This window comes from Mycobacterium terramassiliense, assembly GCF_900157385.1.
Taxonomy (GTDB): Bacteria; Actinomycetota; Actinomycetes; order Mycobacteriales; family Mycobacteriaceae; genus Mycobacterium; species Mycobacterium terramassiliense.
Map to the genome: position 1 here is coordinate 2,703,594 of NZ_LT717701.1, position 22,934 is coordinate 2,726,527.

At 66.6% G+C, this 22,934-nt stretch carries 21 protein-coding genes; 8 read left to right on the forward strand and 13 right to left on the reverse strand.

What is annotated here, in order from left to right; translation table 11 throughout:
* Window positions 1-30 precede the first annotated feature (30 nt).
* Entirely contained in the window at window positions 31-828 is a 798-nt protein-coding gene (locus tag MTAB308_RS27360; protein ID WP_077103897.1) for a lysophospholipid acyltransferase family protein, read from the forward strand.
* Here MTAB308_RS27360 and MTAB308_RS27365 read toward each other — a convergent pair.
* Window positions 825-1,589 (reverse strand): SDR family NAD(P)-dependent oxidoreductase, encoded by a 765-nt coding sequence (locus tag MTAB308_RS27365; protein ID WP_077103899.1) that lies wholly within the window; start codon window positions 1,587-1,589, stop codon window positions 825-827. The genes MTAB308_RS27360 and MTAB308_RS27365 overlap by 4 nt on opposite strands.
* Window positions 1,590-1,591: 2 nt before the next feature.
* Complete coding sequence (locus MTAB308_RS27370; RefSeq protein WP_077103901.1) at window positions 1,592-2,002, reverse strand: DUF1707 domain-containing protein; 411 nt, start codon at window positions 2,000-2,002, stop codon at window positions 1,592-1,594.
* A gap of 74 nt (window positions 2,003-2,076) precedes the next feature.
* Between MTAB308_RS27370 and MTAB308_RS27375 the strand changes: the two genes are divergently transcribed.
* Window positions 2,077-2,670, forward strand: coding sequence for a TetR/AcrR family transcriptional regulator (locus MTAB308_RS27375; RefSeq protein ID WP_077103903.1), 594 nt, complete (start codon window positions 2,077-2,079; stop codon window positions 2,668-2,670).
* Here MTAB308_RS27375 and MTAB308_RS27380 read toward each other — a convergent pair.
* Window positions 2,667-3,941, reverse strand: coding sequence for an alpha/beta hydrolase (locus MTAB308_RS27380; RefSeq protein WP_077103905.1), 1,275 nt, complete (start codon window positions 3,939-3,941; stop codon window positions 2,667-2,669). The genes MTAB308_RS27375 and MTAB308_RS27380 overlap by 4 nt on opposite strands.
* A gap of 41 nt (window positions 3,942-3,982) precedes the next feature.
* On the opposite strand from MTAB308_RS27380, the gene MTAB308_RS27385 reads away from it, so the two are divergent.
* Window positions 3,983-4,411 carry a hypothetical protein gene (locus tag MTAB308_RS27385; protein ID WP_077103907.1) on the forward strand — a complete coding sequence of 143 codons (429 nt, stop codon included), beginning with the start codon at window positions 3,983-3,985 and terminating at the stop codon, window positions 4,409-4,411.
* A gap of 6 nt (window positions 4,412-4,417) precedes the next feature.
* Here MTAB308_RS27385 and MTAB308_RS27390 read toward each other — a convergent pair whose 3' ends face one another.
* Both MTAB308_RS27390 and MTAB308_RS27395 read right to left on the reverse strand, forming a co-directional pair.
* On the reverse strand, window positions 4,418-5,491 hold the full coding sequence (locus tag MTAB308_RS27390; protein ID WP_077103909.1) for a PPE family protein: 1,074 nt from the start codon (window positions 5,489-5,491) through the stop codon (window positions 4,418-4,420).
* A gap of 13 nt (window positions 5,492-5,504) precedes the next feature.
* A complete protein-coding gene (locus tag MTAB308_RS27395; protein ID WP_077103911.1) occupies window positions 5,505-6,314 on the reverse strand; it encodes a PE family protein in 810 nt (269 codons plus the stop codon).
* A gap of 179 nt (window positions 6,315-6,493) precedes the next feature.
* On the opposite strand from MTAB308_RS27395, the gene MTAB308_RS27400 reads away from it, so the two are divergent.
* Both MTAB308_RS27400 and MTAB308_RS27405 read left to right on the forward strand, forming a co-directional pair.
* A complete protein-coding gene (locus MTAB308_RS27400) occupies window positions 6,494-7,138 on the forward strand; it encodes a TIGR03085 family metal-binding protein (RefSeq protein WP_077103913.1) in 645 nt (214 codons plus the stop codon).
* A gap of 102 nt (window positions 7,139-7,240) precedes the next feature.
* On the forward strand, window positions 7,241-8,722 hold the full coding sequence (locus MTAB308_RS27405) for a serine/threonine-protein kinase (RefSeq protein ID WP_077103915.1): 1,482 nt from the start codon (window positions 7,241-7,243) through the stop codon (window positions 8,720-8,722).
* Here MTAB308_RS27405 and MTAB308_RS27410 read toward each other — a convergent pair.
* Window positions 8,719-10,098, reverse strand: coding sequence for an FAD-binding oxidoreductase (locus MTAB308_RS27410; protein ID WP_077103917.1), 1,380 nt, complete (start codon window positions 10,096-10,098; stop codon window positions 8,719-8,721). The genes MTAB308_RS27405 and MTAB308_RS27410 overlap by 4 nt on opposite strands.
* Window positions 10,095-10,949, reverse strand: a complete 855-nt coding sequence (locus MTAB308_RS27415; RefSeq protein ID WP_077103919.1) for a phytanoyl-CoA dioxygenase family protein — start codon at window positions 10,947-10,949, stop codon at window positions 10,095-10,097. Before MTAB308_RS27415 ends, MTAB308_RS27410 begins: the two co-directional genes overlap by 4 nt.
* Window positions 10,950-11,070: 121 nt before the next feature.
* On the opposite strand from MTAB308_RS27415, the gene MTAB308_RS27420 reads away from it, so the two are divergent.
* Together MTAB308_RS27420 and MTAB308_RS27425 are read left to right on the forward strand one after the other, a co-directional pair.
* Window positions 11,071-12,468, forward strand: a complete 1,398-nt coding sequence (locus tag MTAB308_RS27420; RefSeq protein ID WP_077103921.1) for a CehA/McbA family metallohydrolase — start codon at window positions 11,071-11,073, stop codon at window positions 12,466-12,468.
* Between the two features lie 288 nt (window positions 12,469-12,756).
* On the forward strand, window positions 12,757-13,770 hold the full coding sequence (locus MTAB308_RS27425) for a restriction endonuclease (protein WP_077103923.1): 1,014 nt from the start codon (window positions 12,757-12,759) through the stop codon (window positions 13,768-13,770).
* A gap of 52 nt (window positions 13,771-13,822) precedes the next feature.
* Here the strand turns inward: MTAB308_RS27425 and MTAB308_RS27430 are convergent, their stop codons facing one another.
* Window positions 13,823-15,103 carry a cytochrome P450 gene (locus MTAB308_RS27430; protein ID WP_077103925.1) on the reverse strand — a complete coding sequence of 427 codons (1,281 nt, stop codon included), beginning with the start codon at window positions 15,101-15,103 and terminating at the stop codon, window positions 13,823-13,825.
* 86 nt (window positions 15,104-15,189) lie between these two features.
* Between MTAB308_RS27430 and MTAB308_RS27435 the strand changes: the two genes are divergently transcribed.
* Window positions 15,190-15,648, forward strand: coding sequence for a VOC family protein (locus MTAB308_RS27435; RefSeq protein ID WP_077103927.1), 459 nt, complete (start codon window positions 15,190-15,192; stop codon window positions 15,646-15,648).
* Between the two features lie 265 nt (window positions 15,649-15,913).
* Here the strand turns inward: MTAB308_RS27435 and MTAB308_RS27440 are convergent, their stop codons facing one another.
* From MTAB308_RS27440 to istA, 5 genes are all read right to left on the reverse strand, one after another.
* A complete protein-coding gene (locus MTAB308_RS27440) occupies window positions 15,914-17,785 on the reverse strand; it encodes a UvrD-helicase domain-containing protein (RefSeq protein WP_077103929.1) in 1,872 nt (623 codons plus the stop codon).
* Complete coding sequence (locus tag MTAB308_RS27445; RefSeq protein WP_077103931.1) at window positions 17,782-19,983, reverse strand: ATP-dependent nuclease; 2,202 nt, start codon at window positions 19,981-19,983, stop codon at window positions 17,782-17,784. Before MTAB308_RS27445 ends, MTAB308_RS27440 begins: the two co-directional genes overlap by 4 nt.
* Window positions 19,973-20,323 carry a hypothetical protein gene (locus MTAB308_RS27450; RefSeq protein WP_077103933.1) on the reverse strand — a complete coding sequence of 117 codons (351 nt, stop codon included), beginning with the start codon at window positions 20,321-20,323 and terminating at the stop codon, window positions 19,973-19,975. The genes MTAB308_RS27445 and MTAB308_RS27450 overlap by 11 nt, the downstream gene beginning before the upstream one ends.
* Before the next feature lie 138 nt (window positions 20,324-20,461).
* On the reverse strand, window positions 20,462-21,175 hold the full coding sequence (locus tag MTAB308_RS27455; protein WP_083746431.1) for an ATP-binding protein: 714 nt from the start codon (window positions 21,173-21,175) through the stop codon (window positions 20,462-20,464).
* Window positions 21,176-21,273: 98 nt separating this feature from the next.
* On the reverse strand, window positions 21,274-22,791 hold the full coding sequence (gene istA / locus MTAB308_RS27460) for an IS21 family transposase (protein WP_077103935.1): 1,518 nt from the start codon (window positions 22,789-22,791) through the stop codon (window positions 21,274-21,276).
* Between the last annotated feature and the right edge of the window lie 143 nt (window positions 22,792-22,934).

Genomic DNA, 22,934 nt, shown 5'->3' on the forward strand with positions numbered 1-22,934 from the left:
GCCGCTGGGGAGGCGGCTGAAAATCGGGGCATGAGCGACGTCGACAAATGGGATCGAGGCCTGACCGAGCACGTCGTCGCGCTGAGTCGGCCCATCGTCAAGCGCTATTTCCGTTCCGAAGTCCGCGGGCTGGACAACCTCCCGCCCGGCGCGTCGCTGGTGGTGTCGAACCATTCCGGCGGCTTCACGTCGTTCGACCTGTCGGTGTTCGCCGTCGACTATTACGACACCTACGGCTACGAGCGGCCGCTGTTTGCGCTGGGGTTCGACACCATATTTGCCGGACCGGCCGGTGAATTCCTCAACCGCACCGGGGTGATCCGCGCGACGCGCGACAACGCCGCGAAGGCATTGGCGTCCGGGGCGGTCGTGTTGGTCTTTCCGGGCGGGGACTTCGACGTCTACCGGCCGAGCATGCGGGAGAACGTCATCGACTTCGGTGGGCGCACCGGCTACGTGACCACGGCGATCGAGGCCGGGGTGCCGATCGTGCCCGCGGTGTCCATCGGCGGCCAGGAAGGCCAGCTGTACCTGAGCCGCGGCGCGTGGCTGTCGCGTCTGCTACGGCTCACCAAGTTCGAGCGCAAGTTCTTCCGAACCGACATCCTGCCAATCACTTTCGGGTGGCCGTTCGGGCTGAGCGTGCTGGCGCCGGTCAACGTGCCGCTGCCCACCAAGATCGTCACCGAGGTGCTGAAGCCGATCCACATCGCCGACGAATTCGGCGAGGGCCCCGACGTCGAGCACCTCGACGCGCTCGTGCGCGGGCTGATGCAAAAGGGTCTCGACGAGCTGGCGCGCAAGCGGCGCTTCCCGATACTGGGCTAGGCGTTGGCGGGCCGCAGCATCCGCCCCGCGACGCGCGCCGACAGCCAACCGGGCGCGAGGCGAGCGAATGTGGACGTGAACCGGTTGCGCCACCCGGATACGACGACGGCTTTGCCGCGGTCGAGGGCTCTCAGCCCGGCGGCGACGACGGGTTCGGGCGCGGCGAGGCGCCGATAGATCGCGGTGTGCGAGACGTCTTCTCCCAGCGCGTCGACGAACCCGGTGCGGGTGGGCCCGGGGCACAGCGCCGTCACGGTGACCCCGGTGCCGCGGGTCTCGGCCCAGAGCGCCTGGCTCAGCGACAGCACGAACGCCTTAGAGGCTCCGTACGTTGCCTGGTAGGGGCCGGGCTGAAATGCGATGGTGGAGGCCACATTCAGGATGCCGCCCCGCCCGCGGGCCAGCATGCCCGGAAGCACCGCGTGGGTCAGCCGCACCAGCGCGTCGACGTTGACGGCGACCAGCTCGTGCTCGCGCCGGGCGTCGACCTCCGCGAATGGGCCGTAGGTGCCGAACCCGGCGTTGTTGACGAGCACGTCGACGTCCCGGTCGCCGAGGTGGGCGATGAGGTCGTCGATGCCTTCATCGGTGCCGAGGTCGCCGACGACCAGTTCGGCGTTCTGGTTGATTCGGTGCGCCACCGCCTTGAGTCGGGTTTCGTCACGCCCGGCGAGCACCAGGCTGTGCCCGCGTTGGGCGAGTTGGTCGGCGAAGATGGCGCCCAGCCCGGAGCTCGCTCCGGTGATGACTGCGATAGACATTGCTAGAACCCCGTTTTCGTGAGCGGGCGGACGGCAAGGGCGTGGCTGACGAGCCCGACCGCCGTACCGAGGATGGGCCAGATCGGCCAGAAGTACGTTACGCCGGTGGCGGCCCAGGTGCTGAGAACGGCGACATTCACGGCGAGGAAGGCGGCGACGTGGATGCGCACGCCGTTGCGGGCCGCGGCGGCCTTGGCAGCGCGGTGGCGCGGGTCGGCCCGGCGGATGCGCTCGAGCGGCAGGTCGGCGACGAGCTGCTTGAGCTCGCCGGTGGTCTGCGCTTGGAACGCCGCCTGCACGCGCTGGTCGTACTCGGGCAGCGCCAGGTAGCCCTGCGCCAGCGCCTGGCCGAGGCGCGCGGCCGTCTTCTGCCGGTCGATGTCGCCGGTGCGGCGGGTAGTCGTGGTGGTCATGAGTCCGGTCCCTTGGTGAGATGTGGCGGAATGTGAATAGCATTAACATAGTACGGAATGTTAATGTCGTCAACATGGCACCGAAAACGACCGCGGCGCGGCGGGAGAGCTACCACCACGGCGACCTGAAACGGGCGCTGACCAGCGCCGCGCTGTCGCTGGTGGCCGAGAAGGGGCCCAAGGGGTTCACGCTGACCGAGGCGGCGCGGCGGGCCGGCGTCAGCGCCGCGGCCCCGTACCGGCACTTCGCCGACAAGGCCGAGCTGCTGGCCACCGTCGCCGAACAAGGCTTCGCCGACCTGCACGCGGCGCTGCTCGCGGCCGCCTACGGCGCCTCCGACCCGAAGGCGCGGGTAATCGAACTCGGCCGCGCCTACGTGCGCTGGGCCGTCGCGCATCCGGATCACTACCGGGTGATGTTCGGGTCGGAAATCTCCAAGGCCGACCATCCGGCCCTGGCGGTCGCCGCGGACCGGGCGTTCGGCGACCTGCTCGACGCGATCGCGGGGCTCGTCGACGGTCAGGATCCGCGTGTGGTTGCCGCGCCGCTGTGGGCGCTGGTGCACGGCGTCGCCTCGCTGGCCATCGGCGGCGAGCTGGGCGCGGTCGGCATTGAACAGGACCCGGAGGCGATGATCGCCGGCGTGGTGGACCGGGTGCTCGGTTAGGCCACGTTGGCCTTCAGCTGCGCGGTGTACACCTCTGCCAGGAACTGCTCGACGGCGACGGCGGCATGCGCCGCGCGGGCCGAGCCGAAGATGTCGAAAGCGTGCTGGGTCAACGGCAATTCGGCGTATGCGACGGGCTGGTTGCTGACTTCGTGCAGTTTGGTGGTGAAGGCGCGCGCCTGCTCGACGAAGGCCAGCGAATCGTTTTGGCCGTGCAGCACGAAAAACGGGGGAGCGTCGGCGTTGACGTGATGGATCGGCGACGCGGCGACATATGTCTGCAGGTGCGTCGAGGGCCGCTGCTTGATGATCGATTTGATCAACAGGCCGGGCATCATCGCGTGCAGCGAGTCGTCGAGCCGGGTGAAGTCGTAGATGCCGTAAAACGGCACCGCCGCCTGCACTCTCGTGTCGGCGTCTTCGAAGCCCGGCTGAAACTGCGGGTCGTTGGGCGTCAGCGCCGCCAGCGCCGAGAGGTGGCCGCCGGCCGAACCGCCGGTGATGGCGACGAAGTCCGGGTCGCCGCCGTAGCCGGCGATGTGTTGTTTCACCCAGGCCAGGGCCCGCTTGACGTCGACGATGTGGGCGGGCCAGGTGTTGCGCGGGCTGTGCCGGTAGTTGATCGCCACGCAGATCCAGCCGAGTTCCGCGAGGTGACTCATCAGCGGATGCGCTTGTCCGCGTTTGTTTCCCGTCGTCCAGGCGCCGCCGGGGATCTGGAAGAGCACCGGCGCCTTGCCATGTGGGTCGAGGTCGGGGCGTCGCCAGATGTCCAGGTGGTTGGCGCGGCCGAATTCGCCGTAGCTGATGTCGGAGTCGTGGGCGTAGTCGCGGTAGATCCGCATCATGCGCAGCAGGCCGGGCGCCTTGGCGCTCCCGGCGCCGGTGGGCCGCCGCCACAGGCCCTCGGAGTCGGTGCGCCTGGAGGGTCCCAGGGCGTCGTCGAGCGCCTTGGTGAGCGGCACGTTGGCCTGGTGACCGGCGCGGCTGAAGTTGAGCAGGCCCAGCGCCGAGATGGTCGCCGTGATCCACGCGAGGATCCGCACCGGCCGGTTCAGGCGGCGGGCCGTCAGCGCCAGCCCGCCGAGCTGGCTGGCCATGGTCTGCAGCGGCAATTCGGTGACCACCAGGCCGAACATCCACGAGAACAGCGACGGGTATCCGGTGCGCGCCAGCGGCCGATACGCGTTGAGGGTGGACGCGGCGGTGACCGCCGTGACCACCAGCGATGCGATTTGCCGCAGGTGGTGAACGAGCCGAGCTTTCTGCATACGGCCACCTTACGAGGTGGAAAAGGGAGTAAAACCGGTACATGGACCTCACGCACGCGATTGCCCCGGTCGCGGTCCTGGTCGCCATCGTGGCTGTCGGCCCAGTGGCGCCGCCCGCGTCAGGCGCCCCGGAGATGATGGGCCATTACGTCTTCACGGAGACCAAGGCCGGCCACAATTATGTGACCGATTGGAACGTCAACCCCTGCGGCGAGGGATGCATCGACATCAAGGCCGGGAATGGAATCAGCCGGGCGCAATTGGTCGACGGCCGATGGGTGCTCGACATGTTCGACAACGTGCGGTGCGCGGACGGCGTGCGGGTTCCCTACGCCGCGAACGCCCACATCATGTGGGATCCGAATACCCTGGCCGGCACGGATCAGCAGGTCTACACGCAGGCGGCCTGCGGTCAACCGGCGGGATACACCGAAACCAACCCGATCCAACTCAGAGCGACGCCCCCGTGACCCGCGTTAGGCGAGGACGGTTTTGGGCATCACGGTGGGTTTGAACCCGTAGCGCGGGCCGCCGAAGCCTTGGGATGTCCCGGCCATGGCCATCGGCATCCCGGCCGGCACCGCCGTCATCGGGGTGGCTTCCTCCGGGGTGACGGCCCAGCCCGAGCCGGCCGAGGCGGTGGGGCTCGCCGCCCGCGCGGCGGCGGGCCAGCTGGCCGGCACCGACAGGCCCCCGACCGTGGACGCCTGACCCAAACCCGCCAGCACCGGCGTCCCACCGAAGCCGGTGGTGGCGGCCGGTGTTACCGCTATCGCGGGCGCGCTGGTGGTTGCGAGTGCGGTCGCGGGGGCCGCGTTGATGGTGCGGCTGAGCAACACCGAGTTCGGGATGGTGTTCATCACCCACCAAGAGATGCTGTTCACCAGCCCGTTGATGCTGTTGGCCACGATCGGGTAGCCGAGGATGGGCGTCGCCTGGGCCGGTACCGCTGCGGCCGGGGAGGCCAGTGCGGCAACGGCATTGGGCAAGCTGGAGATGGCCTGCATCAGCCCGGCCTCGGCGGCCGGGCTGGCCGCCGGCGCCGGGGGCGTCAACGGGTTCAAGATCCCGGCGATCGCCGACGCCGCCGCGTAGCCGTACATCGCCGCGGCGTCCTGGGCCCACATCGCGGCGTAGTGGGCCTCGGTCGCCATGATCGCCGGCGTGTTGACGCCCAGGAAGTTGGTTGCGACGAGCGCCGCCAACTGGGCTCTGTTGGCGGCGATCACCGGCGGCGGCACCGTCGCGGCGAACGCCGTCTCGAAGGCGGCCGCGGATGCCGTGGCCTGCGACGCCGCGCGCTGGGCGTGCCCGGCGGTGACGTTCAGCCACGCGACGTACGGCTGGACCGCCGCGAGCATCGACGCCGACGCAGGCCCCTGCCACTCGCCGGTGAGCTCGGTGATGGCCGACTCGTATCCAGCTGCCGTGGAAGCCAATTCGGCCGCCAGGCTATTCCAGGCCGCCGCGGCGGCCATCATCGGCGCCGTGCCCGGGCCGGCGTACATGCGTGCGGAGTTGATCTCTGGGGGTAGCGCTCCGAAATCCATTGCTCATCCCTTCCTAGACGCCCGTCGGGCGGGCCATCACGGTGGGTTTGACGCCGTAGCGCGGCGCGCCCAATCCGGCGGCCTTCCCGGCCGTCGCCACCGCGGGGACGGCGGCCGGCACGGTTGTCGCGGGCGCGCTTTGGGGCACGGGGGCGGTCCAGCCCGCGGTCGTCACCGCGCCGGGGCTCGCCGGCCCCGTGTCCGCGGTCCAGCTGGGTGGCAGCGCTTGGCCCAGGCCGGGCGCTGCGGGAAGGGCGCCCAGGCCAGCCGGGGCCGTCGGCGCCGGTGCCCCCGTCAGGACTGTTCCGTCGGCGCCGGCCGGTGTGACGGCGGCGATTTCGCCGGTCTCGTTGGCGGCGGGAAGGATGCCCCCGCCGGTCATGCCGAGCAGGTCCGATGTGGCGGAGCCCCAGTTACCGAACCCGATGTCGACGATGTTGGCGAGGGCGCTGCCGGGTGGCGACTCGGCTTGCGCCGCGTTAGCGGCGGCGCCGAAGAGGCCCGAGATCTGTTGCGAGAAGGGCGAAGCGGTGGCCACCGAGTTGAGGGACTCGGTGGTCGTGTACGCACCGGAGCTGGCCCCCAGGGTGTTGACGAACAGCTCGTGAATGGCCGTGGCTTGGTCGTTGATCGACTGGTACAGGCTGCCGTATGCCGCGAAAATCGTTGCCTGCAAAGCCGATACCTCGTCGGCGGCCGCCGGAACCACACCGGTGGTCGGGGCCGCCGCGGCCGCGCTCTCGGCGGCGATCGCCGAGCCCAGCGTTTGCAACTTGCCCGCCGCGTAGGTCATCGCTTCGGGCTGTGTGATCACAAAAGACATCAATGCCTCCTCAGGTGGATTTGAGACGAATTGGGTCCGCCGTCCTCGCTTGGGACGGAGCCGCTGTCCGGAGCCGGCGACGCATCATGTCAGGCACCCCGGTTTTCATGTTCCAATGCGGGGCAACCCCGCTCAAGGTTTTTCGGCCATCTCGTTCGGTAAGCGGATAGCCTTCATCTGTGGCTGGTGTTCGGTTGGATGCCCAAGAGCGCGTGGAGCTCTGCGACGTTTTCGACGAGCTAGGCCCGTCCGTTCCCACGCTGCTCGACGGCTGGACCGCCCACGATCTGGCAGCCCACCTGGTGTTGCGGGAGCACGACTTCGTCGCCGGCCCCTGCATGGTCCTGCCAGGGCCCTTCGAACGGTTCGCCGAGCGGCGCAGGGCTCGGTTGGCCGGGCGTTCGGACTTTGCGGGGCTGGTCGCGCGGATCCGGTCCGGCCCGCCCGTCGGTTTCTTCCGCATCGGATGGGTGCGTGACATGGCGAACCTCAACGAGTGCTTCGTCCATCAGGAGGACGTGCGCAGGGCCAACGGGCTCGGGCCGCGCAGTTTGACACCCGCCATGGATGCCGGGTTATGGCGAAACGTTCGCCGCGGCGGCCGCTTCCTCAGCCGGCGGCTGCGCGGGTGCGGGCTCGAGGTCGAGTGGGCCGCGACCGGCGAGCGGGCGACGGTCCGGCCGGGTTCACCCACGGCGCTTCTCAGCGGGCCGCCGGGTGAGCTGCTGTTGTACCTGTTCGGACGCCAGGCCGCCGCGCGGGTCGAGGTGAGCGGGCCGCCCGAGGCCGTCGCGGCGGTGCGTCGCACGCACTTCGGCATGTGAGCCGGCGCAATTCCGCGCGGTCCTGGCCACGCCGTTATCCGCACGCCCGATGTGGGAACCCTGGTGCAGGCCGCCCGTCCCACGCACCGAAAGGATCGTCCATTGGTTACGGCGTACCGCCGCGCCCGCCCGGGCACCCGGTTCGGGCCCTACGACCTGCGATCGCTGATCGGCGCGGGCGGAATGGGCGAGGTGTACCGGGCCTACGACACGCGGAAGGGCCGGATGGTCGCGCTCAAGCTGCTACGCCCCGAGCTGGCCGCCGACGCGGGTTTTCAGCAGCGCTTCCGGCGGGAGTCCCAGGTGGCGGCGCGGCTGCAGGAACCGCACGTCATCCCGGTGCACGACTTCGGCGAGATCGACGGGGTGCTCTTCATCGACATGCGCCTGGTCGACGGCGGCAGCCTGAAGGACCTGCTGCGCGAGCGGGGCGCGCTCGAACCCGGCCAGGCGGCGGCGATCGCGGCGCAGGTGGCGGCCGCGCTCGATGCGGCCCACGCCGACGGGCTGGTGCACCGCGACGTCAAGCCCGAGAACGTGCTGCTCACCCGCGACGACTTCGCGTACCTGGTCGACTTCGGGCTCGCCCGGGCACACGGCGACCCCAGCGTGACGGCGGGCGGACCGTTGATCGGGTCGTGTGCGTACATGGCGCCCGAACGATTCAACGGCGGGCCGCTTGCGCCGCAGACCGACGTCTACTCCCTGGCGTGCGTGCTCTACGAGTGCCTGACCGGTCAAGCCCCGTTCGAGGGCGCGGAGATTTCGCAGCTGATCAGCGCGCATCTGTTCTCGCCGCCGCCGCGGCCGAGCATCATGCGCCGGGGGATCGACAAGGCGTTCGACGACGTCATCGCCCGTGGCATGGCCAAGGACCCGGCCGCGCGGTTCGCGACCGCGGGCGAACTGGCCAGAGCGGCCTTCGGGCAGCCGCCGTCGGCCCCGCCGCCGCAGACCCGCTCGGCCCCGCCGCCGTCGCCGTCGCACACCCGGCCGTTCACGGCGGTCTACCCCAACCCGGACGACACCGGTTACAGCCCGTACCCGCCGCCCGCGCCGGGACCCCCGCGGCCGGCCAACCCGGTTGTGCGCCGGGCTCCCGTCGTCGTGGCCGCGGGAGCGGCGATCCTGCTGGTGGTCGCGGCGGTCATCGCGGCGATGGTGATCTTGTTCGGCAACCGCGGCGGTTCACCCCCTTCGACGGCATCGGGGGCGCCCCCGGCGCCGTCGACGACGAAGACGCCGTCGCTGTCCCAGCCCGTCCAGGGCGCCGACGGCCTGGGCTTCGTCGGCCACACCGCCCGATGCGAGCCCGGCAACCCGCCCGCGGCGGTGGTGCGAACCGCGCAGTCGCTCGCGGTGGTATGCCAAAGCGCGCCGGGCAGTTTCTATTACCGCGGCGAGCGGATACGGGACGGCGCCCACATCGAGCTGACCGACGCGGTGCGCTCCGCGGACGGATTCGACGTGACCAATCCCGACAACGGGGTTCGCTACGAGGTGCGCCCGGACCGGCTCCGGATCATCAGCAACGGTCACGTCGACTCGTCCGAGCCGGCGCTCGAATACGCTTCGGCTACTTAGGTTTCGCCGAACAGCACGTCAGGATTGAGGATGCCGGCCGGGTCGAAGCTTTGCTTGATGCGGCGCATCAGGTCGACCTTGACCGCGTCTTCGAGCTGGAGGAAGTACGGGGTCTTCGCGCGCCCGAGGCCGTGTTCGCCGGAGATCGCGCCGCCCAATTCCATTGCGAGCGCGAAGATGTCGGTCATCAGCTTCTTCTTTTTCTGCGGGTCCTTGCAGATGATGGCCAGGTGCACGTTGCCGTCGCCGGCGTGCCCGCAGCCCGCCGCCGCGCCGCCCGCCTCGGCCGCCAGGCCCCGCGCGCCGGCCAGGAACTTCGGCATCGCGGAGCGCGGCACCACGGTGTCGATGATGTCGTCGGCGCCGATCGCCTTGGCCGTCCAGAACGCCTTCTCGCGCGCCTCGATCAGCTTGCGCGCCGAAAGCCCTTCCAGCACATAGGCGTCGACGGCGCCCAGCTCGACCACCAGCTCGCCGGCCCGTTCGACGTCCTCGTCCAGCCGCTCGGCGGTGCGGTTCTCAAGGGCCACAACCAGATACGCCTGGCAGCTGTCGCGCACCTGGTCGGGGACGCCGAGCTCCAGGTTCTGGGTGTGGACGAGCGCGGCCATCGTCATGTTGTCGATGTATTCGAGGATGTAGGGCGCGAGCCCGCTCGCCAGGACCCTGGGCACCGCCTCCATCACCTGGTCGAAGTCGGCGAACGGGGCGAGCACCGTGGCGGCGTGCTCGAGGCGCGGGTACAGCTTGACGATCACCTCGGTGGCCAGGGCCAGGGTGCCCTCGGAGCCGACGATCAGCTGGGTCAGGTCGTAGCCGGTGGACACCTTGGCGATCTTGCCGCCGGTGCGGATGATCTCGCCGGTCGGCAGCACCGCCTGCAGCCCGAGCACGTTGTGGCGGGCGATGCCGTACTTGACCGCGCGCATCCCGCCGGCGTTGGTGCCGACGTTGCCGCCGACGCTCGACGACAGCTCGCCCGGCTGCACCATGTAGTTCAGCCCGGCGTCCATGGTCGCGGCGTCCAGCTCGGTCAGCGTCACCCCGGGCTGGACGACGGCGACCTGGTTGGTGGTGTCGACCTCCAGGACCGCGTTCATCCGCTCGAAGGAGATCACCAGCCCGTCCGCGCGCGGGATCGCCGCGCCGGACAGGCCGCTGCCCGAACCGCGGGCGGTCACCGGGACCTTGTTTTCGCTGGCGGCTTTCAGAAGCTGCGAAACCTCTTCCGCGGTAGCCGGTTTGGCGACGTACGCCGGGCGTTGCGGCGCCGTCGTCAACACCTCGTCGTGCCAATAGTCCTCGGGGATGGCGTCACCGGTCAGCACGTTGTGCGAGCCGACGATCTCGGCGAACCGCGCCGTCAGGTCGCTCACGGCTGCTCTAACAAGCGCAGCGGATGCAGGCCGTCGACGTTGCCGACGAACGGCGGGTGGATGCTGTAGCCGATCATGCGCTGAATGTCGTCGGAGACCGTGCGGGCGGCGTCGCGCGGCATCGAGAGCGTGTACGCCTCCATCGGTCGCAGCCACGGTTGGCAGTATTGCGCCGTGATGGCCAGCCGCGCGTCGGCGGTCGTGTTGGCGCCGCCGCCGTGCCACAGGGTCCCCACGAACAGTACGCACGAGCCGGCCGGCATCACGACAGGCACCGCGGGATCGTCCGGCCCCGGCGGACGCCTGCCCCAGCGATGACTGCCGGGCAGCACCACCGTGGCGCCGTTGTCGGCGGTGAAGTCGTCGATCGCCCAGATCGTGGCGGCGGCGAGAGGATCCCGCGGCCGCGGGATCGGGTAGAACCCGTCGTCGTGGTGGGGCAGCTGTGGGGACTCTCCGGGCTGGATGTTGATGGCCTGCAACGCCGAAAGCAGGTAATTGGGCATCAGCAGGCGATCGAGCACCGCCAGCACCCGGGGATGATCGACGAGCCGGTCACACACCCGCGTCCGGCTCAGCACGCTGTAGATGCGCTGGGTGCGCCGCCCCTCGAAGGAGTTGCGCCCGGTATGGGAGAGCATGGGGCCGACCGTTTCGCGGATCTGCTCGCACTCGTCGGCGCCGAGTAGGTTCTCCCAGATGACGTAGCCGTCGCGGTCGAGGGCCGCCATGTCGGCGTCGACGATCGCGGGGTCGACGGCCGCGCCGCCGCTCGGCGTCCATTTGTGCCGGCCCGCCAAGTCGCTTTTGAGGTCGTCCAGCGTCGTGACCGGCTCGTCATCGATGCTCATACGTCAATCATGACTGATCATCCAATTGACAGGGGCCCGATGGCGGGAGTTCGCGTCGACGTTACGGGTGATTGCTCCCGGGTGCGGGATGCTGGGTTCGTACCGATCGGGGAGGACGGCTGTGAGCATCGCGACCGAGCAGCGCGAAGCCCAGGCGATTCACCTGTCGTTTTCGGGCCGCTTCGGCTTCGGCATCGACCGGTGGGCGTACCTGCCGTTCGAGGTGCCGCTGGGCGTGCAGCGAATCCGGGTCACCACGTCGCATGACCGCTTCGCGGTGGGCGGGCCGATCCGAAACATGTTGGATCTCGGCATGTTTGGGCCTGCTGGCCACGACCTGGGTAATGCGGCCGGATTCCGGGGATGGTCGGGCGGGGCCCGCGACGGCTTCGTGATCTCCGCCGGCCACGCCACTCCGGGTTACCTGGCGGGCCGTATCGAGCCGGGCCTGTGGGCGGTCGCCCTCGGTCCGGTGGTGCTGAGCCCCTGGGGAATGGCCTGGGAGGCGCGCGTCACCCTGGAACGCGGGCAGCCCGGCCCGGACAGCGGTCCCCTGATCGCACATCCGGCCCCGCCCGTCAGCCGTGCCGGCTGGTACCGCGGGGACCTGCACCTGCACACCGTGCACTCCGACGGCCAGCGCCACCCGCGCGAACTCGTGGCGGCCGCGCACGAAAGCGGGCTGGACTTCATCGTCTCCACCGACCACAACACCACCTCCGCCAACCGGGAGTGGCCTTCCTGCCGCGCCGGCGGGCTATTGGTGATCCCCGGCGAGGAGGTCACCACCCGGCACGGGCACTGGCTGGCCGTCGGCCTGCCGCCCGATGGCTGGGTCGACTGGCGATACGCGCCGCGCGACGGGGTGTTCCCGCGCTTCGCCGGCGAGGTTCGCGAGGCCGGCGGCCTGGTGATCGCCGCGCACCCCGCGGCGCCCGTGCCGGGGTCGTTGTGGGAGTTCGGGTTTGAGCACGTGGACGGGCTCGAGGTGTGGAACGGCCGGTGGAATCTCGACGACGAAGTGTCGCTGCGCATTTGGCAGCGGCTGCTGTGTGAGGGCCGGCGGGTGGTGGCGGTCGGCGGCAGCGACTCGCACGCCCATCGCCAGCCGGTCGGTTCGCCGCAGACGGTCGTGCATGCGCGCGAGCTGTCGGCGCCCGCTTTGGTGGAGGGTTTGCGCCGCGGCCGTTCGTACATCGCGCGATCACGTGCTGTCACAGTGGAACTCACCGCGTCGTGTGCGGGCCGCGGCGCCGGTCCCGGTGAGACGCTGCGGGTGCCGCCCGACGCGCCGGTCGCCGTCACCGCGATGATCACTGGGGCCGCCGGAACCACCGCCAGTTTGATCACCGCCGAGGGGTGCGTCGGCCGGGCGACGGTGACCGGGCCGGCGCGGACCATGTTGCGCTGGGAAGTCGACGCCGCTTCGGCGCGTTTTGCACGGCTGGAGATCCGCGAGGCGGCGCGCCGCCCGCTCGGCGCGATGGTCGCGCTGACGAACCCGGTGTGGCTGGCATAAGCGTGGCGTCACGTAGCGCGATGACAATAAAACGAGCTTCATTGTGGGACAACGGGCCCGATATCCAGCAAAACAGCTGCCACCGCGCTGGGGAGGTCAATTCGATGCGGCTTCGGCTCCCGGTCAACGGCTCGAATCATTCGCTTAGCGCGCCCTACATCCGGGCTGCGGCTTGTATCAAAGAGTATTGGCACTGCGGTTATAGTGCTGCTCGCCGGCACTTACGGTTCACGCCATGCTAGACGGTGTGCCAGGCGTACAGTCGGATGCCGACGAGAGGGTCCTTGCATGGCTGTGTGGATCGTCAAGGGTGGATCCCAAGGCGAGTTTGAGGAACGCTTCCTGGCTCAAAGGTTGGTCGGGAAAGGCGGCAACCTTCCAGATCTTTCCGATGTCCAGTCAGTCGAAGATCTTCGGGCGATCTTCGAAGAGTTCACCCCAGACGCCACGAAGAGTCAGGTCGCCAACCACGTGGGCCAATTTTGGTCACTTGTGCGCCGCATGGAGAAGGGCGAACTCGTGGTAGTTCCGCTAAAGACGACCGGCACCGTCGCGATCGGACGGATCGACGGCGACTATCAGTACCGAGTTGACCTTGGGGAATCTCTACACCATGTACGACCCGTGCGATGGATAAACACTGAGGTTCCACGAGACGCATTCGATCAGGACCTGCTCTATTCGTTTGGCGCGTTCATAACAGTGGGACGGGTCCAGCGGGAACGTGCAGAGGAAAGGATCCTCGCCGCCACAGAGCGGCAATCGAAACCCGCGCTGAGTTCGGCCGCCGATGGCGCAGCGGTTGCCACAGCCGTCGAGGAGGCGCCAGACGTCGAGGCCGTCGCACGTGAGCAAATCCGCCAGTTCATCAGCGCTCACTTCGCTGGTCATGACCTCGCTCGGCTTGTTGGCGACATTCTGAAAGGGCACGGGTTTATTACAATGCTCAGTCCGCCGGGGGCAGATCAGGGCGTAGACATCCTGGCGGGACGTGGACCGATCGGACTCGATAGTCCCCGGGTAGTTGTTCAAGTCAAGACGGGCCAAGCTGGGATCGAAGAGTTCAGATCATTGCGCGGACTGGTCCACTCCCGCGCCGCCGATCAAGGAATGCTGGTTGCATGGGGCGGCTTCAAAGGAAGCGTTCGGACGGAGGCGAAGCAGGACTACTTTAAGGTCCGCCTGTGGGACGCTGAGGACCTCTTGACAGCCCTATTCTCTGTGTACGATCGATTGCCGGCGAGTGTTCGGTCCGAGCTTCCGCTCCAAAACATTTGGGCGCTAGTCCCTTCATCAGAATAATTTTGCTGGGTAGCACGTTGGGCGTCGACGCCTAATCGTGGCGAGTGCGCGCTCAACCTTGTGTATCGTGCCGGGTGCCCGTGCGCCCCGTCTTTCCAGGAGTGAACGTGACTGGGAGCTTGCCCAGGCCGGTCATGCTCGGGTTGCCCAGGTATTGGTGGACGTTGTCGACGTCGACTTGGTAGTCGGGGATGCGTTCGAGGACCGCCCTGACCATCACCTCAGACATCAGGCGTGCCAGGTGCGAGCCGATGCAGCGGTGGGGCCCGAGCCCAAAGGCCAGGTGGCGGTTGGGTGTTCGGTCCAGGATGATCTCGTCGGGTTTTTCGAATTCCTTTTCGTCGTGGTTGGCCGACAGCCAGCTGATGACGACTTTGTCGTTCTTGCGGAGGTGTTGGCCGTTGAGCTCGACGTCTTTCGTCACGGTGCGGCTCAGGGTTTGGTTGACCGAGAAGTAGCGCAAGAATTCGTCGGTGGCGGCGCGGTAGAGCTCCGGGTGGTCGATGAGTTGTTGGCGCAGTTGCGGGTGGGTGCCCAGGTGCAGCAGGGTCAGCGCGGTCTGCGACGTGGTGGTGTCGACGCCGCCGGCGATGAGGTTCCAGAGGATGTTGAGCAGCTGTTCGTCGGTGAGACGCTGGCCGTCAAACTCGAACTGGATGAGGAAGCTGGTCAGGTCGTCTTCCGGTTTGGCCCTTTTGGCCGCCGCGTACTCGATGACTTCTTGCATCATGGCGGGGACTTGGGAGATGGCGTTGAGGTACTCGTCGCTGTCCTGGGGCATGGCCATGACGGAGTGGAAGAGGTTGGCGTAGAGGTGCCAGTTGTCGAGGGGCAGGCCCATCAGCTTCATGGTGAGGATGGCCGGGACCGGGCTGGCGTAGTCGAGGACGAGGTCCATGTGTCCGTCGGCGATCTTCTGGTCGAGGAACTCGTGCGCTTTTTGTTCCATGAAGGGCTTGAGTGTCTGGACGGCGCCGGGGGAGAGGAACGGCGCCAGCGCGTGCCGTAGGGCGAGGTGGTAGGGGCCGTCGATTTCGCCGATGCCCAGGGCCGGCTGGCCTTCGGGACGGGGGACGCCCATCTCGCCCTGGTAGTCGACGCCGTCCTCGGCGTTGGGCTCGTACTTGTGGGCGAAGGTGTCGCCGTCCCTTGCCGCTTGGCTGACGGCCTCGTAGCTGCTGAGAAACCAGAATCCGTCGTAGTTGGTGTTCCAGGCGACGGGGCATTTGCGCCTCAGGTCGGCGTTGATGGCCAGCTCGTTGAGGTTGTAGTCGTCGGAGTGATGGTCGAAGTCGACGGCGGCGTCGGCGCTGACGTCGGGACGGGTTGTCATCTGAGAAGTCCTCCACCGCGACGTGAGCTGGGCTATTTACGCTATCTTTGCATTATTACGCGCTCGGGTTCTTAAGAAAGGCCGCGATGGGTAGTCACCGGACGACCTTCAACCATGTCGGATTGTGTGTCTCCGATCGCGAGCGGTCTCGGCGGTTCTACGAGAACGTGCTCGGGTTTCAGTTCTGGTGGGAGCTTGATCCGCCCGACGGCCCGACCGCCCAGCTTGTGCAGCTCCCCGAGCCACTCGGGGTGCATGCAACCTACTTGGTGCGCGACGGGTTTGTCCTCGAACTCATGGACTACTCGAAGCGTCAAGTTCACGCCGGGTCAGAACGAGTCATGGATCAGATTGGGCTGACACACATCTCGTTTTCGGTGTCGGATCTCCAGGGCGCGTTGCAGAAGGTCGGGGAGTTCGGGGGAGCGGTGGTCGACGGGACGGTGACGGAAGCGATGGCGATGATCCGCGATCCCGACGGGCAGTTGCTGGAACTGCTTTCGGATGCGTGGCTTTCGGCACTGCCCGCTCGGCCATTCCGTTAAGGATGGATAATCGCGATTAAACATTGCCCGCCGACCTGACGCGGTATGCGTGCTTGCGCTCACGAGACACATACATTGCGATGACGGCTTCGATGTCATCTCCGTTGTATCTCGTCCAGGCTGTAGGGATCACCAGATTCACCTTCCGAAGCTAGCTCCAGCGTTACCATTGATGGTCAGCCACGTGGCTTGGCAATCGATACGGAGCAATCACGCTTCATCAGTCCACTCGCAGATGGGGGGCTGTGCGGCGAGATCGCAATGGTCACAGATCTTCGAGTGTGAGGACGTCGGCGTGGCTAGCCAACGCCGACTGTCGCGCGATCTCGGCCGCTTTGGCGGCATCGGTTGCGAAGAGGACTACGGCAACCGCCTGCTTTGCGCGTGAGACGCACACGTAAAACAGTCGCCGCGTCCGCTCAATCGCCGAATCCCTTCCCTCGGCGCGGTTCTTGAGGTCGGTATCCGACAACGGCTTCAACCCGAGCAGTTTGTCGTATGAATACAGGTTGAAGTTGCCCTCGTCGTCGTCGAGAACGACCACCACTCGATCGAATTCGGCGCCCTTGGTGCCGTGTTGTGTGGAGTAAGGCGATTCCTGTTTGACGTAGGCCTCGTAGCCGTTCAGCTCGGCGAAGGCGCACTGCACCATCGCTTCGAGGACGCTGCGAGTCTGGTTGTCGAGGACGACGTCGCGGTGCTGACCGTCAGGATGTAAGAAGGCATCCACGCGAGGATCCAATTCGATTAGTTGATGCTCGGAGGCGAAAGTCAACAGTTCCCCGAGGGACGTGTTGGGCTGACCGCTGACGAGTGCTCTGAGCTTCGTCACCGCTGCGCGGCTTGTGGCGAGGTCGGCCCGCAGTCGAGGTGAACCCTGCACGTCTCGGAGTACGGGGCTGTGCTGCCTGAGAACTCCCAGGACCTCGGGTGAGCTGGGGTGGTCGGCTGCGCAGAGTGGAACGATGACATCACGAAATGGTTTGAGCGGCCATGCAGTTCCGTCACTAAACGACTCATCGAGACTTGCTGAACCGTTGTCGTGGAACGCTGCGTAGAGAGCATCGAAGCCGAGTCGGCGTGCGGCCATCCGGTGGGCGATCATCAACACTTTGGATCCGCCTTGCGATGCGCTGCGTGTCCAGTTGCCCGACTGGCTATGGTAGTCCAGCCATGCTCGCACCCGCTCGAGGTTCTGGCTGCGATGGTCGTCGGCGGGCAGGACGAAGAAGTACGCCTCACCCTCTAGTTGAGCATCGCCGAGCCCACTGACCTGTTGCATGGTGTCGCCCTCCGCGCGAATCGCGTTGATGCAGGCGAGTACGCGCTTAGACGATCGGAAGTTCTCGGGCTTGTCGACGTTTCGCCATCCGGGTTCTGCAGCGATGCTGCCCACACCCTGCATGTAGATCTGCTGCATGGGGTCTCCGAAGAACCCGAGGCACATCTTGCCGTCGGCCACTGACCGCACGTGTTTGAGGGCCTCGACGACCTCGGTGAACGTATCCTGACTTTCATCAACGAATATGAATGGAAATCGCCGCGCGACTAGCCGGGCGAACAGTCCCCGCGTGAGGATCATCTGCGGCACCATTTTTAGGATGTCGGCGTGTCCGAGAACACCTTGGCCGTAATCACTTCCGATGCCGTATTGCCACCGCGTCACGTTGTCGACCGCTAGTTTGCGTCGCTCCCACTTCTCGAGTTCGGCGGCGTCTTTGGCTTTCGTCGCCGCTTTGGTACCCGACAAATAGCCTTGTTGCTTGTTGACCAGCGCCCCGATCCGATCATCAATGCTGGTAGCGACCCACGCGCCGATGTCTTTCTGAAAGGGCTGGACCAGCGACCAGAGGAAACTGTGTATCGTCGATACCGATGCCAGCGGGTCGTTGCCGAGATCGGCGTGAATTTCTTGCGCGGCGACTTCGGTGTAGGTAATGCACGCGACCTGTTGGGTTTTGGCGAGCAGGGCGCTTCCCCGCGTCCTGGTGATGTGCGCCAGGGCCTTCACCAACGAGGTGGTCTTTCCTGACCCGGCTCCGGCGTTGACGGTGAAGCCGGTCAAGCGGTCGAAATCGAGGATCGCGCGGATTTCACGGTCGGCGTCGGTGTCTGGAGCTTCGGTCCGGGAAGTCATTGGTCACCAGCCGGCTGCGCTGCAGTGCGTGCGGCGAGGCCGGGGTCGACCAGTTCGAGCTTGTCCCGCAGCCATTCGAGACCTTCGACGATGTAGCGTGGCGCCGTCCACGTCCGGTCGACGGCCGCGATGACACCCAGCGCGAACCGGGTCTTGTCGAAGGTCTTGATCCGTGCGAACAGCCTGTCGTGCAGGTCTTCGATCGACATGTCCGCCGCCTTCGCGATCTTCAAACCGAGCGGTCTGCCCTCGACGCTCTGTGTCCAGTCGAGGTTCTGTAGCGCGAACGCCTCCTCCAGTGTTCGGCCCGCCCGGACCGCGGTCTCGCCTCGCCACGTCACCGGCTCGCCCGTCTGATATGCGACGCGCACGCGGCCGGGTGATCCGTCGGCTTCGGCGGGCGCCTTGAGATCCTCCCCGCCGGCGAGGAGTTCAGCGATGTCGCTCAGCTTAGGCAGCCATTGTTTCAACGTCTCGTTCGACGTCACCGCACCCGCGGTGGTGACCGTGCACGCCGCAAGCTTCGACGCGTTCTCGTCACCTTCGGCCTCGCCTTCGGCGTCATCTTCGGTGCCTGCCGGCGCGGGGCAGACGCTGTCGAGGTCGGTGATAACGAGTGTCGGCAAGCCCAGGAACGCAACGAGATTCTCGAAGCGGTGAGCGAACGCTCCGCCGAGCTCGAGAATCGTTAGGTGGCACGACCGCAGATCGGGCACGAATCGCTCGATGATCACCGGCAGGAGGAGCCGCTCGACGTTGCCTTCGACGAGGACTGCCGCGTCGGCGAAGAACAAGTCGCAATGGGTGAGTTTGATGTACTGCTGCAAGAACTCTCGCGTGGCGTCCGGTTCGTCTTCGTAGAATACGGAGAGGTTCTTCACATCGGTCAGGTGCAGGCCCTCGGGCGTGGACGAGCGGCAGAAGTAGCGGATCGGTGTGAAGTTGCTTTCGTAGATGATGTGCGGCGAATGTGTCGTGGCGACCAGCTGCGTCTGGAAGTCCGGTTCGGGGTTCGGCAAAATCTCGAGAATCTTTCGGATGAAGACCTGCTGCAGCTGGGCGTGCAGGTGCACTTCGGGTTCTTCGATTACCACCAGATGGATAGGTGGGCGATCGGTCGCGGCGTCCACCCAGGCCTGGTGGAAGTCGAGCACCTCGATGACCATATAGATGAGATTCTTGAAGCCCAGCCCGTTGTACTGATCCGGCAAGGTGCGTTCGAGCGTCCCCTCGCCCGCATCCGCGGGCAGTGCATAGTGGATGTTCGCGCTAGTGCTGAGGATGCCGTAAGCGTTGAACTCCGCTTTGACGATCAGTCCCGGGTTGGCTACTCCCGGATAGCCGACCTCACCCAGACGCGACAGTGTGGGGCTGAAGACCTCGGCGTAGTGAGCGTTGAGCCTTTCCTCGGAATCCGCGATCGCCCCCAGGGCGTCAAGGTCATTTTCCAGCTTGTCGAGGTTCCGCTGATAGAAACGGCTCAACCGTTTGGAGAGGTTCTCACTGCGCCCACGGGACTCCGCGTCGGATAGATGCCGCTGCGCGTCCAAGAAGTCGACCCTGATGATGGAGTCCACCACCTTGGCGGCACCACTGGACTGCGTGCCCAGGAAGAACGGTTCGTAGTCATCATGCGGTTGCAGATCTGCGGTGCACCGGTTGGCGTCGAGGAGGAAGTACTTGATCTCGTACTCCTGCGCGAGTCGTTTAGTCAGATAGTCGAGTAGCGTCTGCGGCCAGGGCCGATACGAGGTGTCCGAATCACCTTTCTCGGCCTCGGCCTTGGCTCGTGCTTCCCGGTAGTTAGCGACCAGTTGACCGCCCTCGCGCGCCGCGTAGGCCATGCGGACGCCGACCGGCTCGCCGGCCCAGTCCAGGCTCGGCAGCAGATCTACAACCCGGTGTAGGTTGTCGTCGTCGACGTCGAACCAGAGATCGAACACGATCTGCGGCAGCGCCGCGTCGGGGTCGCCCGCACTGGGATCGAATGCGTCGAACTGTTCCCAGCAGTCGGCCGTAAAGTCGTATATCTGAAAGGGCACCCGCGACTGCTGACCGAGGAACACCTGGAACAGATGGGTCGCTGAGGTCTTACCGCTGTTGTTGGCTCCGACGAAGATTGTTCGGTCCGACTCAAGATGGACCAATACGTTCTTGAGGCGTCTGAAGTTTTGAACGCGAAAGCATTTAATGTGCATGCATTCTCCCAGTCATGCCATCAGCGGATCCTGCTTCACCGGTGTCGAAGCGACCTCGGCCGGCGAACCCGTCGAAGAGCACCGCTCGCTTCGGCTTGAGCTTGCTCGCTGTCATCGTCGCGAATCTGACGGCGTACTCCTCGAGGATCGCGTGCTTGTAGACCGATTGCGGCCTGGGGCTTTCCAGCAACCCTGCGTCTGTACCGGTGGGCATCGGCTTTGCATCCTGACCGATCAGCGCCGCATCGACCAAGCCATGGATCCCGATGATCGAGTCGATGCCGCCAACATGCGAAGTCTCCCAATCTTCTTCATGCGTCCAATCGAGCAGCTCTCGCACCTCTCATCGGTGTCCATCGCTTTATCCCTCATCTGATCTGTCAACGGTCATGTAGTTCTCCCCACTGACGGTCAGGAGATCTCCTCGCTGGTGGCCACGAGTACTCCCCACGGACGGACGTGGGATCTCCCCGGTTGATCAGTTGGGTAGCGGCGCCACCCCCTTGCCGGTGGTGGCTTGGGCGAGCCTGAACGATTGGCCTTCGGTGACGCAGACGTGGGCGTGGTGTAACAGCCGGTCGACGGTGGCGGTGGCCAGGGTCTTGGGCATGAGTTCGTCGAAGCCGGCCGGGTGCAGATTGGATGACACTGCCAGCGAACGGGTTTCGTAGCAGGCGTCGACAAGCCGATAGAACCCTTCGGCGGCGTCCTCGCCGACGGGCAGCATGCCAATGTCATCAAGAATGATCAGATCGACTCGGGTGATGCGGCGGACCGCTTTGGTGATGGAGTCATCGGCGCGGTGACGGCGTACCAGGGCGCCGAGGTCGTCGATGGAAAACCAGGCCACGGTGCGTCCGGTGTCGATGGCCAGCTGTCCCAGGGCCTCGCAGAAGTGGCTCTTGCCGGTGCCGCTGGGACCACAGACGCAAAGGTTCTCGCGCCGGTCGACCCATTCCATGCCGCGCAGGGCTTGCTGGGTGGGTGCGGGGATGGAGCAGCGGGTTTCATCCCAAACGGCGAAGGTCTTGCCGGCCGGGAAGTTCGCCCGCGCTCGCCGCAGCCGTAGGGTGGCTTCGTCGCGGCCGGTGATCTCCTCACAAAGCAGTACGCGCAGCACCTCGGCGGGGTCCCAGCGTTGAGCTCGGGCGGTGGGCACCACGTCGGCAATGGCTTTGCGCAGGTAGGGCATCCGCAGGCGGCGGGTTAACGCGATCACCTCCTCGAGGGTCTGGGTGGCGGGCCCGGCGACACCGGATCCGACCGTCACTGCCGGTTTTTTGGTTGCGGTCACTTTTCACCGCCGGGATTGGTCGCGCCGAACCCCGACCAGCCGGCGGTGCCGGGTTGCAGGCTGTGGGTTTCGGTGGCCCGGGTCGGCGGGCCGTTGGGCCCGTGCTGCTGGTGGGTCAAGATCGCGGCCAGATCCGCATCGGCGAATCGGCCGGCCAACGCCGCGGTGCCCAACGCTTGATCGACGGCAACCGAGCCGTGCAGTTTGGCGAACGCCACCGCTTCGGCCATCTTCGAGCGCACCCGAGCCGCGCCGGACGCAGCGGCCTCGGTCAGCCACGCGGCCGCGCCGTCACCGATAGCCAGAAACGCGGCCTCGGCCGGGTTGGCCGCGCGTGGGGTGCGGTCCCCGGGCAGCGCGCGGCCTCCGGGATGGTCACTGGGGTAATGCTCGTCGCGGATCTGGGGTCGCCCACGTTGCCCGCGCCCGTGGCGGGCGATCTCGACCGGGCCCGCTTCATCGATGACGGTGACTACCAATTCCTCACCGCACCAGCGCACCCAGACCCGCTCATCGATGTGGTGGTGCGGCACCGAATAGCGCACTCCCTCCACGCTGATCGTGGAGTCCCAGCCCACCCGGCGGGTCAGGCCGAACGCAATGGCCACCGGTTGGGCGGGCAGCACATGCAGCCGTGCACGTTCCTCGACCAACAGCTCAGCGGGGACCTGACCGGTCACCCGATGCGGCCGGGCATTGACCTGCTCACAGAAGTCACGACAGGCCTGGGCCAGCTCAGCGAAGGGGGCGTAGGCATCAAGCAGATTAGCCTCGGTGGGCACCAGATCGGCTTTGGCGATGCGCACGGTGGCCTCCGCACCGCCCTTGGACTGAGGGTCAGCCGGCACACAGGTGCGGATCGTCATCCCGTAATGCCGACCCGCGGCCACCACGTCGGGATGCCGAATCGGTACCCGGGCAACATGTTCGACAGTGACCGTCTTCTCGTTGTCAGTCAACGCATACGTCGGTGCCCCACCGATCACCCGCAGCGTGGCGTCCAAACAGCCCAGCAGGGTCGGCAGGGTGCGATCCCAGGTGGGCAGCACCACCCGAAACCGTGACCAGGCCAGCCAGGCGCAGAACAACAACGTGGGCCGACCGGCGACGGTGGGCCCTTGGCCCCAGTCGAACTGCAGCCATAACCCCGGCTCAGCCACCCACGGCCGAAACACCCTGCGATGACCCGACCGCCACGACTTCTTCGCCGCCGCCACCGCTCGCCGGGTGGTGCGCTCCGAGCCGCCGAAGCCCATCGCAACCAGCTTGTCGTGCGCGACGTCGGCGCGGATCAACCCCTGCGAATGGTCCACCCACTCCTCGATCTTGTCCAGGAACGGATCAATGGCCATCGCCCGCCGCGGCCGCTCCTCCGGGCTGAGCCCGGCATCGCGCAACGCCACGTAGTGAGCCACCGTCTTGTGATCACAGCCAGCCAACGCCGCCGCCGCTCGTAATCCGCCGGTCAAATCAAACGCCTCCAAAATCTCCATGATCTCCTCACTGCTCTTCACTTACTGGCCTTCCGCCCTGGACACATTCGGTCCAGAACAGCCAGCCCGACACCGCCGCCGACAACCGGCAGCGACACGACCGCAATGGGGAAATCCGTGGCCGTCAGTGGGGAGAATTCATGACCGCCAGCGGGGAGATCAGC

Bases quoted from the DNA above. Each gene is read 5' to 3' on its own strand.
- MTAB308_RS27360 (WP_077103897.1), top strand. From the start codon at position 31: ATGAGCGACGTCGACAAATGGGATCGAGGCCTGACCGAGCACGTCGTC.
- MTAB308_RS27365 (WP_077103899.1), bottom strand. From the start codon at position 1,589: ATGTCTATCGCAGTCATCACCGGAGCGAGCTCCGGGCTGGGCGCCATC.
- MTAB308_RS27370 (WP_077103901.1), bottom strand. From the start codon at position 2,002: ATGACCACCACGACTACCCGCCGCACCGGCGACATCGACCGGCAGAAG.
- MTAB308_RS27375 (WP_077103903.1), top strand. From the start codon at position 2,077: ATGGCACCGAAAACGACCGCGGCGCGGCGGGAGAGCTACCACCACGGC.
- MTAB308_RS27380 (WP_077103905.1), bottom strand. From the start codon at position 3,941: ATGCAGAAAGCTCGGCTCGTTCACCACCTGCGGCAAATCGCATCGCTG.
- MTAB308_RS27385 (WP_077103907.1), top strand. From the start codon at position 3,983: ATGGACCTCACGCACGCGATTGCCCCGGTCGCGGTCCTGGTCGCCATC.
- MTAB308_RS27390 (WP_077103909.1), bottom strand. From the start codon at position 5,491: ATGGATTTCGGAGCGCTACCCCCAGAGATCAACTCCGCACGCATGTAC.
- MTAB308_RS27395 (WP_077103911.1), bottom strand. From the start codon at position 6,314: ATGTCTTTTGTGATCACACAGCCCGAAGCGATGACCTACGCGGCGGGC.
- MTAB308_RS27415 (WP_077103919.1), bottom strand. From the start codon at position 10,949: ATGAGCATCGATGACGAGCCGGTCACGACGCTGGACGACCTCAAAAGC.
- MTAB308_RS27425 (WP_077103923.1), top strand. From the start codon at position 12,757: ATGGCTGTGTGGATCGTCAAGGGTGGATCCCAAGGCGAGTTTGAGGAA.
- MTAB308_RS27430 (WP_077103925.1), bottom strand. From the start codon at position 15,103: ATGACAACCCGTCCCGACGTCAGCGCCGACGCCGCCGTCGACTTCGAC.
- MTAB308_RS27435 (WP_077103927.1), top strand. From the start codon at position 15,190: ATGGGTAGTCACCGGACGACCTTCAACCATGTCGGATTGTGTGTCTCC.
- MTAB308_RS27440 (WP_077103929.1), bottom strand. From the start codon at position 17,785: ATGACTTCCCGGACCGAAGCTCCAGACACCGACGCCGACCGTGAAATC.
- MTAB308_RS27445 (WP_077103931.1), bottom strand. From the start codon at position 19,983: ATGCACATTAAATGCTTTCGCGTTCAAAACTTCAGACGCCTCAAGAAC.
- MTAB308_RS27455 (WP_083746431.1), bottom strand. From the start codon at position 21,175: ATGCCCTACCTGCGCAAAGCCATTGCCGACGTGGTGCCCACCGCCCGA.